Raw genomic sequence first — 13,048 nt, forward strand, 5'->3', positions numbered from 1 at the left:
TCACAATGGCAAACGGCTCGATTCTTTCCCCGCGTAAAACGGCTTTGGCCCTGGCGGTCGCCCTGTTTTGCACCTGGCAGACGCCGGTACTGGCGCACGGCGGCGAAGCGCATATGGTTCCGATGGACAAGACGCTGCAGGAGTTTGGCGCCGACGTGCAGTGGGACGACTACGCCCGGATGTTTACGCTGATCAAAGACGGCGCCTATGTCAAAGTGAAGCCCGGCGCCAAAACGGCCATCGTCAACGGCAAGCCGCTGAACCTGCAGGTTCCGGTGGTGATGAAAGAGGGTAAGGCCTGGGTTTCCGACACCTTTATCAACGACGTGTTCCAGTCCGGCCTCGATCAAACCTTCCAGGTTGAAAAACGCCCCCACCCGCTCAATTCCTTAACTTCGGCGGAAATCAGCGAAGCGGTCACCATCGTCAAAGCGGCGCCGGAGTTCCGGCCGAATACGCGCTTCACCGAAATCTCCCTGCACGAGCCGGATAAGGCGGCGGTGTGGGCCTTTGCCCTCAACGGCACCGCCGTGGACGCGCCGCGCACCGCCGACGTGGTGATGCTCGACGGTAAGCACGTTATCGAAAGCGTGGTCGATTTACAGAACAAGAAGATCCTCTCGTGGAAAGCGATCAAAGACGCCCACGGCATGGTGCTGCTTGACGATTTCGCCAGCGTGCAAAACATCATCAACGCCAGCGATGAGTTTGCCGCGGTGCTGAAAAAGCACGGCATCACCGATACCAAAAAGGTGATCACCACCCCGCTGACCGTCGGCTACTTTGACGGCAAAGATGGCCTTAAGCAGGACGCCCGGCTGCTGAAGGTGGTGAGCTATCTCGATACCGGCGACGGCAACTACTGGGCGCACCCGATTGAGAACCTGGTGGCGGTGGTCGACCTCGAGCAGAAGAAAATCATCAAGATTGAGGAAGGTCCGGTGATCCCGGTGCCGATGGAGTCCCGTCCTTACGACGGTCGCGATCGCGTGAAGCCGGCGATGAAGCCGCTGGATATCACCGAGCCGGAAGGCAAAAACTACACCATTACCGGCGACATGATCCACTGGCAGAACTGGGATTTCCACCTGCGCCTGAACTCGCGCGTCGTGCCAATTTTGTCCACCGTTACCTATAACGACAACGGTAAAAAACGCCAGGTGATGTACGAAGGCTCCCTCGGCGGGATGATTGTCCCCTACGGCGATCCGGACGTGGGCTGGTACTTTAAGGCCTATCTCGATTCCGGTGATTACGGCATGGGCACTTTAACCTCGCCTATCGTGCGCGGCAAAGACGCGCCGGCCAACTCGGTGCTGCTGGACGAAACCATCGCCGACTACACCGGCACGCCAACCACCATCCCGCGCGCCGTGGCGATCTTTGAACGCTACGCCGGGCCGGAGTACAAGCACCAGGAGATGGGCCAGCCCAACGTCAGCACCGAGCGCCGCGAGCTGGTGGTGCGCTGGATAAGCACCGTCGGCAACTACGACTACATCTTTGACTGGGTCTTCCACGAGAACGGCACCATCGGCATCGACGCCGGCGCCACCGGGATTGAGGCGGTGAAGGGCGTGCTGGCGAAGACCATGCACGATCCGAGCGCCAAAGAGGATACCCGCTACGGGACGCTGATCGACCATAACATCGTCGGCACCACCCACCAGCACATCTACAACTTCCGCCTCGATCTCGACGTCGATGGCGAGAATAACAGCCTGGTGGCGATGGACCCGGAAGTGAAGCCGAATACCGCCGGCGGGCCGCGTACCAGCACCATGCAGATTAATCAGTACGCTATTGATACGGAGCAGAAGGCGGCGCAGAAGTTCGATCCGGGCACGATCCGCCTGCTGAGCAACACCACGAAAGAAAACCGGATGGGTAACCCGGTGTCGTATCAGATAATCCCTTACGCCGGCGGGACGCATCCGGTGGCGACCGGCGCTAAGTTTGCCCCCGACGAGTGGATTTATCATCGCCTGAGCTTTATGGATAAGCAGCTGTGGGTCACCCGCTATCATCAGGAGGAGCGCTACCCGGAAGGCAAATATCCCAACCGCTCGACTCACGATACCGGCCTTGGCCAGTACGCGAAAGATAACGAGTCGCTGGACAACCACGACGACGTGGTGTGGATCACCACCGGCACCACCCACGTGGCGCGCGCCGAAGAGTGGCCGATTATGCCCACCGAGTGGGCCCACGCGCTGCTGAAACCGTGGAACTTCTTCGACGAAACCCCAACCCTGGGCGAGAAGAAGAAGTAACTGCCCCAGGCAAAGCGTGATCAACTGGCGTCGCCGGAGCCCTCTCCGGCGGCGTTTTTTATTATCAGGCCTCGCCGGGTTCGCTGAAATCGAGCAGGATTTTGTGCGCGCTTCCCTGCCGCTCGCTGGCGACGATGGCCTCCCGCCAGCGCCGAAAAGGCAGCACCTGCGCCGCGGGCATGGCGCTCTGCGGCAGCAGCTGCCAGATGTCGCGAAACGCCGCCCGCCACTCGCCGACGTCCAGCGGCGGCAGCGCCTCGCGCAGATGAAATTTGCTCACCCGCGCGCCGTGGCGCGACTGCGTCAGCGGCGCGCCGGAAAGCAGGCCCCAGGAGATAAGCGTCGAGGATGCCGGCAGCATGGCCAGCATCTCGCTGGCGGACTCGCCGCCCACCGCATCAAACAGCAGATCGGTCCGCTGCAGCACCAGCCCGAGCATGCCGCGGTCCGTCGTCAGCAGCGGATAGATCCCCTGCCGCTCCAGCCGTTCACGATGCTGCGGCGAACGAATCACCCCGCATACCGAACGGGCGCCCATCCGCAGCGCCCACTGGCCCAGCAGGCTGGCGCCGGATGAAGCGGCGGCGGTCAGGACGATATTTTTACCCGCCACCGGCCAGCGCCTGAGCATCAGCAGCGCGGTGAGCGGATTGATATAGCCCCGCGCGGCGAGCCGGTCGTCAATCTCATCCGGCACCGGCACCAGCCACGCTTCGCGAATATCCAGATAGCGCTGCCAGGTTCCTTCGCCGCGCAGCGGCAGCACGCGCTGGCCAGGCGCGACGCCGGCCCCCGGCGATGCGGCGACCACCACGCCAACCCCCTCATAGCCGGCCACGGCGGGAAGCGTCGTGCGGTGGCGATAGGCGCCGGTGACGGGAATCAGATCGGAAGGGTTGAGCGGAGCATAGCGCATTTGCACGCGCACGTACCCCGCCGCCAGCGGCGGCAGAGGCTGCGTATGCAGGGCCAGCGCGCGCTCCGGCGGCCCGTAACGGTGGTAACAGATGGCGTGGTTTAGCATGTTCAGCACGGCACGATAAAAGCGGGATGATAGCAGAGTTTGCGTGGCGGCTTCCCGCCCTCTTTTTCCCCTCAGCCCGGCCCGTCGCTGGCGGCGGCCAGCAGCGGCACGATCAGATCGCTCAGCGGCGTCGGGATACCGTGCCGGCGAGCGCGTCGCTGCACCACGCCGTTGCGAATATCCCACTCCAGCGGCAGCCCGGCCTCGCGGTCGACAAGAATAGAGGTACTCAGATCGGCCGGCGCCCGCTGAAAGACCTCAACGATCTCCTGCGGCACGCTATCGCTTAATATCGCGCCCTCGGCGCGCGCGACGCTCAGGCACTCGCGCAGATAGGCCAGGGCCAGGTCGGTGATATCCTCCCGGGCAAACATACCGGCGCGGCGTCCCGCCAGCACCATCAGGCCGGCGACGGCGTTCTGCAGCAGCTTGCGCCACGCCACGCTGGTGAAATCAGCGGCCAGATCCACCGCGCAGCGGGTACCCCGCAGCGCCTCCTGTACCCGCCTGGCCTGGGCGGTGTCGGGCAGCGTCAGCCTCGGGGCCGCGCGCAGCCAGACGGAGGTGTCAGACTCGCGCAGCGCCGGAAACCACACCACCGCCGGCAGCACCGCGGCGCCCGCGACCCTGGCGGCAAACTGCTCCTGCTGTTCAACGCCGTTTTGCAGCACGCAAACCAGCGTATTTTTGTCGCACAGCGCTGCCAGCCACGGAGCAATGCCGTCAATCTGCGTCGCCTTTACCGCCACGAAAACCAGATCGAACGGCTGCGCAATAGCCGCCGGATCGGTCAGCACCGGCCCGGGAACGCTAATCTGCCCGCCGTCAAAGCGCAGCGATAGCTGTGGATGGGCGGTACGCCCGCAAACCACCGGCGTGCGCCCGACCTCGTGCAGCGCCGCCGCGATGGTGGTACCGATAGCGCCGGGGCCAATAAGCGCAACTGCAGGTTCTTTCGACATGACGATCGCCTCCTGTTGAGTCAGTTCCCGCTCTGACGGCGGGAAGGAAAACAAACAGTAGCGATAAATCATCGCCTTCAGCAAGTCCCGCCCCGCAGAAAACGATTATTGGCGGCCCGTGGCTGGTTTAACGGCTGATAGTCAGGGCGACGCTGCCGCGGTTGTTATCGTACATCTGCCAGGCGCCGGGCTCAGCGGCTAATAGCGCACGCAGACCGATTTCGTCTCACACCAGTCGTCCAGCCAGTCCGGGCCGAAGTCGCGCCCGGTGCCGGACTGCTTCATGCCGCCAAACGGCAGGTTGGCGTCGATAAGCGTATGGCTGTTGACCCATACCGTGCCCGCCTGCAGGCGCTCGGTGTAGCTCAGCGCCTGGCTCAAATCGCCGGTCCAGACGCTGGCCGTCAGGCCAAAGTCGCTGTCGTTGGCGAGACGCAGCGCCTCTTCACCATCGGCAACGCGCACCAGGTTCACCACCGGGCCAAAGACCTCCTCTCTGCTGAGGCGCAGCCCGGCGTCGGGGTTAATCACCAGCGTCGGCGCAATGTAGTAGCCCTTGCCGTCCGGCCCGCCGCTGCCGGTAATCAGCTCGGCGTTCTGCTGCCGCGCCTGATCGAGATAGGCGGTGACTTTGTCGCAGTGCGCCCGGGAGACCAGCGGGTTGATGTGGGTGGATTCCAGCATTCCCGGGCCGACCTGCAGCGACTTCACCGCCTGCTCAAAGCCGCTTGCCAGGGTATCGAACAGCGGCGCTTCAATATAGATCCGCGAGCTGGCGGCGCACACCTGCCCCTGATTGAGGAAGCTGCCGGTCATCAACCCTTCAATGACCCACTCCGGGTTAGCGTCTTTCAGCACAATTGCCGGGTTTTTACCGCCCAGCTCAAGCGTGACGCGGGTCAGGCGGTCGGCGGCCACGCGGGCAATCTGCTTGCCGGTCGCCGTCGAGCCGGTAAAGCTCACTTTCGCCACCTGCGGATGCGAGGTTAACGCCGCGCCGCACTCCGCCCCGCTGCCGGTGACCACGTTAAATACGCCGTCCGGCACGCCGGCTTCGGTGGCCAGCTCCGCCACGCGCAGCAGGGTCAGCGGCGTCGTTTCCGAGGGCTTAATCACGATGGAGCAGCCCGCCGCCAGCGCCGGCATTACCTTCCACATGCCGATCATCAGCGGGAAGTTCCACGGTACGATCCCCGCCACCACGCCGACCGGCTCCTTGCGGGTCCACGCCTGGTAGCGCGCCCCCTGCGGGAACGGAATCGACACGTCCAGCGTGCGGCCGCTGATTTTGGTGGTCAGCCCGGCGGTATAGCGCATCCAGTTGAGCGTGCAGCCGACTTCAAAGGCGCGGGAGATATTAATCGATTTGCCCTGTTCCAGCGTATCCAGCTGCGCCAGCTCCTCGCCGTGCTGCTCCACCAGGTCGGCAAAGCGCAGCAGAATGCGCTCGCGATCGGCCGGGGTACGTCCGGCCCAGCTGCGGGAGACAAACGCGCGCCACGCCGACATCACGGCGCGGTCGACGTCCGCGGCGCCGGCGTCCGCCGTGCTGGCGATGGCCTCTCCGGTCGCCGGGTTCCAGACGGTCAGTCGCTTATCGCTCTGCGCCGCCTGCTGGCTGCCGTCGATATACACGCCATGCTGCCGATCTAAAAACTGCTGTACGCTGGCAAGCAGCGCTACCTGTGCTGTGGACATATCGCTTCCTTATTCCTTACGGATCGTGAATTCAGTCTACGACGCGCTCAGGGTTCGCGCTTTTTTCTCTGTGACATTCGTTTTTGCCGCTGTGACAGCCGCCGCAATTAGGCATATTGCGCGGGCAAAAATGTGCCTCAGGTAATAGTTCTTTCATATACTCCGCGCTTCGCCCTTGTTTGACGCAGCGTAAATGCAACAATACGAAAACATTATTATTACAAGAGACGAGCTATGGCGGCGGCAGATAACGGACAGGACTACCAGCGCTGGTTGGCGAAAATCAATCAGGTCTGCGGACACTTTGCCGCACGCCCGCTGGACAGCGATTTTCACGGGGAGATAGACGCCAGCTATGCCGGCAATCTCAAGGTCAGCACCGTCACCGCGCGCGGCGTCAATCTGTTCCGCACCCGTAACGAAATCAAGCGCGATAACGACGCCTGGTTTTACACCGTGTTCCAGCTCTCCGGCCAGGCGGCCATTGAGCAGGACGATCGCCAGGTGGTGCTGGAAACGGGCGATATCACCATGATCGATGCCTCCCGCCCCTGCTCAATCTTCTGGCAGCAAACGTCGCGTCAGGCGTCGCTGCTGCTGCCCCGCCAGCTGCTGGAGCAGCAGCTGCGCGGGAGCGAAATCCGCGTCGTCACCCGGCTGGAGAAATCCCTGCCGATGGTGCAGCTAAGCCAGCGCCTGCTGCATGAAAGCATGAGCAGCCCGGCGCTTTCGCAGAGCGAGAGCGAGGCCGCGTTGGAGGCCATCGTCTGCCTGCTGCGCCCGATGCTGCACCATCACGACGCCCAGCCGTCGCGCCGGGAGAAGCAGTTTCAGAAAATTATGGCTTTGATTGATGAGTCGATTCAGGCGGAGCATCTGCGCCCGGAGTGGCTGGCCAGCGAAACCGGGATGTCGGTGCGCAGCCTCTACCGGCTGTTCGCCGATAAGGGGCTGGTGGTAGCCCAGTATATTAAGAACCGGCGTCTGGATCTGTGCGCCAGGGCGCTGAGCAACGCCCACGATGATGAAAAGCTGGCGGGGATCGGCTACAGCTGGGGCTTTAGCGACCACAGCCACTTCTCGACCGCCTTTAAGCAGCGCTTCGGCGTTTCGCCGGGCGAGTACCGCAAGCGCTGCCGCTGATTATTTACGCAGCCATTTGCCGTTCAGGCCCTGCACATATTCCCCCGGCTGCGCCCGGGCGACCAGCTTCTGGCCGGCCATTTTCGCCACCTCATCAACCGGCAGGTTGTTATCATCCGCCAGCCGCTGATAGCCTTCGCTGCGCGCGGCGTTGATCTGCTTCACCAGATCCAGGGTCTCCCGGTTCTGGCGCAGCGGGGCAAGATAGCCGCTCTGCGTTTCGCCCACCCGTCCCTGCTCCCGCGCCTCGCCGAGCGTCAGGGCCATCGCCGAGGTGCTAAAGAGCGCCAGCGCCAGGGCGGTTATCAACAGTCGTTTTCTCATCGCCACCTCAGAATAGATCGCTACGCGACTTGAGCAGGTCCTCGACGTCCTTATCCACTTTAATATGAATCTCATGTTCAATTTTGACATTCATATTGATGGTGATCGGCTCCTTCGATGCCGCAATCTCAATCCGCGGCGTACAGCCCGTCAGCAGTATCGTCGTTGCCAGCAGCATCGTTAGCAGTTTTATCATCGTTGTTCCTTAGCGCCTGTCCCTGCAGGCGTACAGTGTTGCTTATCCTTACAGCGCTGAGCGGGAAGCGCCGCGTTCTGTTCAAGCCATGCCTGCAGGTTGTCGCCGAAGCGCAGGCTGCGCCACAGATCAAAAATGTTCTCTTCATGAGAGTAGTTGAGGTGCACCGTATTACTTCTCTCTCCGACGCGGCTGGTGCCGCTAATCGTCGCCTGCAGCGTCAGGACGCCCAGATTATCGAGGTTAATCCGCGTCCACGAGCGGGCGATCTCCATATAGCGCAGCCAGTTAATCGCCGCGCCCGCCGAAATATTATCTTTAACCATCGCATCGGCCATATCCTGGTCGAGCCGCAGGGTCATCGGGCCGGGGTTGCTCAGCCAGCCGTCTTTGATTATCCACTTGTCGTTATCCAGCCACAGCGGCAGCGCGCCGTTAAAGGCCCCGGACATGGCGAACTGTTTGACATTCACCGCGCTCACCAGCTCGCTGCTGGAGATGTGCCGCAGGCGCAGCAGCGCCGGATCGCGCTGCGGCATGCGCAGCTGCTGCATGGTCAGCTGGCCGCCGAGAATATCGACGCTGACGTTGCTGAGCTGTAGCGGATTGCTTTCGCTCCACGGGTATGAGCCCTGCAGGTCGGCGCTGAGATTGCGCGCCGTCACCTGGTTGACTATCTCGCCGATGCGCAGCGAAACCGGCCGCCGGGTGCCGAGCTGCCAGGTCCCCTCGCTGAAGCGAAACGGCAGCACGAAATCGACGCCGTTGATCTGATTGTCAGGCATCCAGGCGCTGCCGTCCTTCAGCACCCCGTGGCCGCCGGCCTCAAAGCCCTGATCGGCGGCGGCGGAGAAGGCCACCTGGGCGTACAGCGACCCTTCGCGCAGATTCATTTTCCACTCCGGCGGCAGCAGCGGCTGGAAGACGGTCAGCGACTGCTTCGGCCACCACGCCTGGCCGCGCAGGCGCTCGCCGTCCCAGCGGCCGGCCAGCCGCACGGGGCCGATTTTATCGGCGTGCAGCGCCCCGTTAAACTGGAACCAGGTCGGGTCGCGCCCGTCGAGGCTAAACTTCAGCGTCGAGGGCGGCAGCTCGCCGCCGCCGCTAAAGCTGGTTTTGCCGGCGTCCAGCGACAGCGCGCCGGTCAGCTGCGGATGCTGTTCGTCGCGCAGCCAGCGAATGGGCTGCTCCAGGGTCAGCCGGGGAGAGCTGACCAGCATGCTGCCATACTGCAGCTTATCGAAGCCGGTGGACAGGCTGTTCAGGACGATGGCGCTGTACACCCACTCTCCCGCGCCCTTCACGTCCCAACGCGCCTGCATCGGCGTGAAGCGGCCATCGCCCCAGTAGCGCCACTGCCAGCGGCCGCTATCGGGCATAAAATTGTCGGCCTTGCCGTCAAGATGCAGCGTGAAGTCGCCCATCTCCTGCTCATGGGCGCGCAGAATCGCCTGCAGCCGGCCGTCGACGCCCTGGCGGGTGACCTTGACCCCCGCCAGCGGCAGGCGTATTTCATCGATATTCAGGGAATCAATCACCCGCCCGCGCGAACGCAGCAGCGCCCCGGGGTGGAACGTCAGCTCCGGCAGAGTTAGCGGACCGCTCAGCCTCGCCGGCAGCGCGGCGTAGACGATAAGCTCCCCGAGCTTCGCCTCGCCGGTTAGCCGCAGCGGCATATCGCTGCTATCCATGCTGAGCTTACCGGGCCCCACGTTCAGCACCGCATTGCCCTTTCCGGCCTCCCCCTGGGTCAGCACGTTCAGGCGCCCGCTGACCTGCATATTCTCGGTTCCCTGCTGCCAGTCATCGACCGCCAGCGCCACCCGGCCGCTCAGCGGATAGCCGGCATATTCGGTGCTCCAGCGGCCGTCGCTAATCGCAATGCGTTCGGGGGTAATTTCCCACGGCAGGTCGAGCATCGGCTGCACCTCGCCCCGCGGGGTCACCAGCAGCTGCCCGCGGTTTTTCTGCCACTCCAGCTCGGCGTCAACCAGCCCCGGCGGCTCTGGAAATTCGAAGGTGCTCAGCAGATGGCCGTCAACCGGCAAACCGTCCGGCACCAGCGGCATATGGAACTCGCCGACCAGTCGGACCGGCGCCTGGCCCTCAACCAGCCGCGCGGAGAAGTCGCTGACGGTCAGCGCCTGACCGCGCAGGCGGGCCTGTACGCTGACCTCTGGCCCGCTGTAGCCGATATCCTGCTGCGTCGGCGTCAGCGACATCACCAGCCGCCCCCGCCATTTTTCCCACGGCGACAGGCGCAGGCTCTCGATGGTCAGCCAGCTATAGGGCAGCATGGACTGCCATTCAGCCAGGGTGCGCGGCGCGCCGCGCGCGGGTTCGCTCTCCGGGAGTTTGCTCAGGCAGACGCTGTTGATATCCAGCTCATCGAGATGCAGGCGCCAGCGGCTGGGATGGGAAAGTTCGGCATTGGCGACCCTTGCCAGCTCGCAGTCGCCGACCAGGTAGCGTAAATCGGGGATACGCAGCGCGGTGCGCGTCAGGCGCGGGCTCTCGCTCAGCGAGATCCGGGTCCCTTCAGGAAGCCAGATCCCGGCTAGCGTCGGCACCCAGTGGGTCAGCGTAGACAGCAGGGCCAGCGGCAGCAAAAGGAGTGCCAGCACCAGCGCGATAGCGGCTTTATAATTACCCTTCATGGGCGCTTAATATCCTGAATCAACAATAGTATATGCCGAATGTAGCGCTTATTGTGGCACGTTCGACCAATGAGTTAAAGTTTGCGTCCTGCCTAAGGATAGCCGCTACGCCGCCATCGTTGCGGCGATTTTTTGACCCGCCGCTGATTTAGCCTTCATTTAACCGGCGCCTGCCACACTGGCTATCCGTCATCAGAGCAGGCCGGAGGGGGAACGTGGCGTTTATTTACTCGCTGATTGAGGCAACGCAGGGCCACTATGCGCTGCTGATGCTGCTGGTGTTCCTGCTGACGTTCGCTAAATCCTGCGCCATCGTCTCGCTGCTGGTGCCCGGCACCTCCGGCCTGCTGCTGCTCGGCGCCCTCGCCTCCGCCAGCCTCGGGCATTTTTTACTAATGTGGCTCAGCGCCGGGATCGGAGCTATCGGCGGATTCTGGCTCTCCTGGCTGGCAGGACGCCGCTACCGGCGCCATCTCCACCGCCTGCGCTGGCTTAGCGCCGGGCGCCTCGCCCGCAGCCGGCGGTTTTTGCGCCGCCACGGGGCCTGGGCGGTATTTTTCAGCCGCTTTCTCTCTCCGCTGCGCGCCACCCTTCCGCTCGCCAGCGGGGCCGGCGGCGTCTCTTTCTGGCGCTTTCAGCTCGCCAACGTCAGTTCCGGCCTGCTGTGGCCGCTTATTCTGCTGGCGCCCGGCGCCTTCGGCTTCAGCCTGGAGTAAAAAGGCATTATGTTTTAAAGCGATACCTCGGTGCAGAGATATGCTCTAGAATTATGATTATAACCTGTTAATTAAACTAATTTTTAATAATTGTATGATTATTTTAAATATGCTACCGTGACGGTATAATCACTGGAGAAAAGTCTTATGAAAATCGCTGTTTATAGTACGAAGCAGTACGATAAAAAGTACCTTCAGCACGTTAATGATACATATGGCTTTGAACTCGAATTTTTCGATTTTCTGTTAACCGAAAAAACGGCAAAAACCGCCAACGGCTGCGAGGCGGTATGCATTTTCGTTAACGACGACGGTAGCCGCCCGGTGCTGGAAGAGCTGAAGGCGCACGGCGTGAAGTACATCGCCCTGCGCTGCGCCGGCTTTAATAACGTCGATCTGGACGCGGCCAAAGAGCTGGGCCTGCGGGTGGTGCGCGTGCCGGCCTATTCGCCGGAAGCGGTCGCCGAGCACACCATCGGCATGATGATGTCGCTGAACCGGCGCATTCACCGCGCCTATCAGCGCACCCGCGATGCCAACTTCTCCCTCGAAGGCTTAACCGGCTTCACCATGCACGGTAAAACCGCAGGCGTGATCGGTACCGGCAAAATCGGCGTGGCGGCGCTGCGGATCCTCAAAGGATTTGGCATGCGCCTGCTGGCGTTCGATCCATACCCTAACGCCGCCGCGCTGGATCTCGGCGTCGAGTACGTTGACCTGCAGACGCTGTACGCCCAGTCGGACGTGATCTCTTTGCACTGCCCGCTGACTGATGAGAACTATCATCTGTTGAACCATGCGGCATTCGATCGGATGAAGGATGGCGTGATGATCATCAACACCAGCCGCGGCGCGTTGATTGATTCGCAGGCGGCCATCGACGCCCTGAAGCACCAGAAAATCGGCGCGCTGGGGATGGACGTCTATGAGAACGAGCGCGATCTGTTCTTCGAAGATAAATCCAACGACGTGATTCAGGATGACGTGTTCCGCCGGCTGTCGGCCTGCCATAACGTGCTGTTCACCGGGCACCAGGCGTTCCTCACCGCCGAGGCGTTAATCAGTATTTCGCAAACCACCCTCGATAACCTGCGCCAGGTTGCCGCCGGTGAAGCCTGCGCCAACGCGCTGGCCTGATTTCCTTCCCCTTTTGTGCCCTCCCGCCGCGGGGGGCACATTCAGATAAGCCCCACAGAAATTGCCTGCAGTACAGTTACACTCTGCCTACCTTAAAGATGTGAAATATTTCTGGAGAAACAATGAATAAGTTTGCTGCGCTGCTGGCGGCAGGAGTGCTGCTTTCCGGCTGCGTATATAACAGCAAGGTATCCACCGGCGCGGAGCAGCTTCAGCACCATCGGTTTATCCTCACCAGCGTCGACGGTCAGCCGCTTAAGGACGGCACGAAGCCTCTGGAGCTGAGCTTTGGCGAGAAGACGTTCGTCTCGGGCAATATGTGCAACCGCTTTAGCGGCGAAGGCAAGGTGTCGGATGGCGAGCTGAAGGTTAAAGAGCTGGCGATGACCCGGATGCTGTGCGCTGACCCGCAGCTTAACGAGCTGGACGCCACGCTCGGCAAAATGCTCCGCGACGGGGCGCAGGTCGATCTCACCGAACAGCAGCTGACGCTGGCGACCGCCGATCGGACGCTGGTGTATAAGCTCGCCGATCTGGTTCACTGATCCCGCACGCCGCGGCGCCTCAACGCAGCGGGCATGCCGTAATTACGCTGCCCGCAGAGCGCGTCCGCGCGGAAGTTATGCTTAGTAGTTACCGCAGCTGCCGCCGGCCAGCGCCTGCTCGCTGCAGCGCTTGCCGTTAGGCAGCGCGCACATCCCAATCGCCGAGCCGTCCAGCTGACGCGCCACCGACAGCGAGCCGCCAATCATCGCGCAGTTTGCCTGGCCGGTACTGCTCATCGCCGCGCGCATGCCCGGTGATACGTGGGCCGCCGTCGCCTGCTGAACGGGTTCACTACTGCAGGCCGACAGTAATAACGCGGCACACCCAACTAAAAACGCAGCTCGCATCGTCTCTCCCCTCAGAAACATCTTA

At 62.3% G+C, this 13,048-nt stretch carries 12 protein-coding genes; 5 read left to right on the forward strand and 7 right to left on the reverse strand.

Annotation, left to right across the window (positions count from 1 at the left end):
• Window positions 1–5: 5 nt before the first annotated feature.
• Window positions 6–2,273 carry a primary-amine oxidase gene (tynA, locus tag AC1M2H_RS15385; protein ID WP_480147999.1) on the forward strand — a complete coding sequence of 756 codons (2,268 nt, stop codon included), beginning with the start codon at window positions 6–8 and terminating at the stop codon, window positions 2,271–2,273.
• 64 nt (window positions 2,274–2,337) lie between these two features.
• On the opposite strand, the gene AC1M2H_RS15390 is transcribed toward tynA, so the two are convergent.
• The 3 genes from AC1M2H_RS15390 to AC1M2H_RS15400 all read right to left on the reverse strand — a co-directional run bounded on the left by AC1M2H_RS15390 (window position 2,338) and on the right by AC1M2H_RS15400 (window position 5,957).
• On the reverse strand, window positions 2,338–3,297 hold the full coding sequence (locus AC1M2H_RS15390; RefSeq protein ID WP_480151952.1) for a zinc-dependent alcohol dehydrogenase family protein: 960 nt from the start codon (window positions 3,295–3,297) through the stop codon (window positions 2,338–2,340).
• Window positions 3,298–3,368: 71 nt separating this feature from the next.
• A complete protein-coding gene (locus tag AC1M2H_RS15395) occupies window positions 3,369–4,259 on the reverse strand; it encodes an oxidoreductase (protein ID WP_480148000.1) in 891 nt (296 codons plus the stop codon).
• 198 nt (window positions 4,260–4,457) lie between these two features.
• Window positions 4,458–5,957, reverse strand: coding sequence for an aldehyde dehydrogenase family protein (locus tag AC1M2H_RS15400; RefSeq protein ID WP_480148001.1), 1,500 nt, complete (start codon window positions 5,955–5,957; stop codon window positions 4,458–4,460).
• A 234-nt stretch (window positions 5,958–6,191) separates the two neighbouring features.
• On the opposite strand from AC1M2H_RS15400, the gene feaR reads away from it, so the two are divergent.
• The gene (gene feaR, locus AC1M2H_RS15405; protein ID WP_480148002.1) at window positions 6,192–7,100 is read left to right on the forward strand and encodes a transcriptional regulator FeaR; all 909 of its coding nucleotides are present in this window, start codon (window positions 6,192–6,194) and stop codon (window positions 7,098–7,100) included.
• On the opposite strand, the gene AC1M2H_RS15410 is transcribed toward feaR, so the two are convergent.
• Genes AC1M2H_RS15410 through AC1M2H_RS15420 form a run of 3 tightly spaced genes read right to left on the reverse strand, consistent with a single transcriptional unit; the run spans window position 7,101 to window position 10,277 of the window.
• Complete coding sequence (locus tag AC1M2H_RS15410; protein ID WP_480148003.1) at window positions 7,101–7,424, reverse strand: YdbL family probable chaperone protein; 324 nt, start codon at window positions 7,422–7,424, stop codon at window positions 7,101–7,103.
• A 7-nt stretch (window positions 7,425–7,431) separates the two neighbouring features.
• Window positions 7,432–7,602 (reverse strand): YnbE family lipoprotein, encoded by a 171-nt coding sequence (locus AC1M2H_RS15415; RefSeq protein ID WP_370461201.1) that lies wholly within the window; start codon window positions 7,600–7,602, stop codon window positions 7,432–7,434.
• Between the two features lie 14 nt (window positions 7,603–7,616).
• Entirely contained in the window at window positions 7,617–10,277 is a 2,661-nt protein-coding gene (locus AC1M2H_RS15420) for a YdbH family protein (protein WP_480148004.1), read from the reverse strand.
• A gap of 215 nt (window positions 10,278–10,492) precedes the next feature.
• On the opposite strand from AC1M2H_RS15420, the gene AC1M2H_RS15425 reads away from it, so the two are divergent.
• From AC1M2H_RS15425 to hslJ, 3 genes are all read left to right on the forward strand, one after another.
• Window positions 10,493–10,993, forward strand: coding sequence for a DedA family protein (locus AC1M2H_RS15425; RefSeq protein WP_480148005.1), 501 nt, complete (start codon window positions 10,493–10,495; stop codon window positions 10,991–10,993).
• Between the two features lie 147 nt (window positions 10,994–11,140).
• Window positions 11,141–12,130, forward strand: a complete 990-nt coding sequence (locus AC1M2H_RS15430) for a 2-hydroxyacid dehydrogenase (protein WP_480148006.1) — start codon at window positions 11,141–11,143, stop codon at window positions 12,128–12,130.
• A gap of 122 nt (window positions 12,131–12,252) precedes the next feature.
• Window positions 12,253–12,675: a heat shock protein HslJ gene (hslJ, locus tag AC1M2H_RS15435; protein ID WP_480148007.1), complete on the forward strand. Its 423-nt coding sequence runs from the start codon at window positions 12,253–12,255 to the stop codon at window positions 12,673–12,675.
• Between the two features lie 81 nt (window positions 12,676–12,756).
• Here the strand turns inward: hslJ and AC1M2H_RS15440 are convergent, their stop codons facing one another.
• On the reverse strand, window positions 12,757–13,023 hold the full coding sequence (locus tag AC1M2H_RS15440; RefSeq protein WP_041145253.1) for a putative hemolysin: 267 nt from the start codon (window positions 13,021–13,023) through the stop codon (window positions 12,757–12,759).
• Window positions 13,024–13,048: the final 25 nt, after the last annotated feature.

It is taken from the genome of Klebsiella sp. F11 (genome assembly GCF_056712265.1).

What these genes read in the sequence shown, in the direction of transcription:
- AC1M2H_RS15420 (WP_480148004.1), bottom strand. Translation starts at nt 10,277, where the DNA reads ATGAAGGGTAATTATAAAGCCGCTATCGCGCTGGTGCTGGCACTCCTT.
- AC1M2H_RS15395 (WP_480148000.1), bottom strand. Translation starts at nt 4,259, where the DNA reads ATGTCGAAAGAACCTGCAGTTGCGCTTATTGGCCCCGGCGCTATCGGT.
- hslJ (WP_480148007.1), top strand. Translation starts at nt 12,253, where the DNA reads ATGAATAAGTTTGCTGCGCTGCTGGCGGCAGGAGTGCTGCTTTCCGGC.
- AC1M2H_RS15400 (WP_480148001.1), bottom strand. Translation starts at nt 5,957, where the DNA reads ATGTCCACAGCACAGGTAGCGCTGCTTGCCAGCGTACAGCAGTTTTTA.
- AC1M2H_RS15440 (WP_041145253.1), bottom strand. Translation starts at nt 13,023, where the DNA reads ATGCGAGCTGCGTTTTTAGTTGGGTGTGCCGCGTTATTACTGTCGGCC.
- AC1M2H_RS15410 (WP_480148003.1), bottom strand. Translation starts at nt 7,424, where the DNA reads ATGAGAAAACGACTGTTGATAACCGCCCTGGCGCTGGCGCTCTTTAGC.
- AC1M2H_RS15430 (WP_480148006.1), top strand. Translation starts at nt 11,141, where the DNA reads ATGAAAATCGCTGTTTATAGTACGAAGCAGTACGATAAAAAGTACCTT.
- feaR (WP_480148002.1), top strand. Translation starts at nt 6,192, where the DNA reads ATGGCGGCGGCAGATAACGGACAGGACTACCAGCGCTGGTTGGCGAAA.
- tynA (WP_480147999.1), top strand. Translation starts at nt 6, where the DNA reads ATGGCAAACGGCTCGATTCTTTCCCCGCGTAAAACGGCTTTGGCCCTG.
- AC1M2H_RS15415 (WP_370461201.1), bottom strand. Translation starts at nt 7,602, where the DNA reads ATGCTGCTGGCAACGACGATACTGCTGACGGGCTGTACGCCGCGGATT.
- AC1M2H_RS15390 (WP_480151952.1), bottom strand. Translation starts at nt 3,297, where the DNA reads ATGCTAAACCACGCCATCTGTTACCACCGTTACGGGCCGCCGGAGCGC.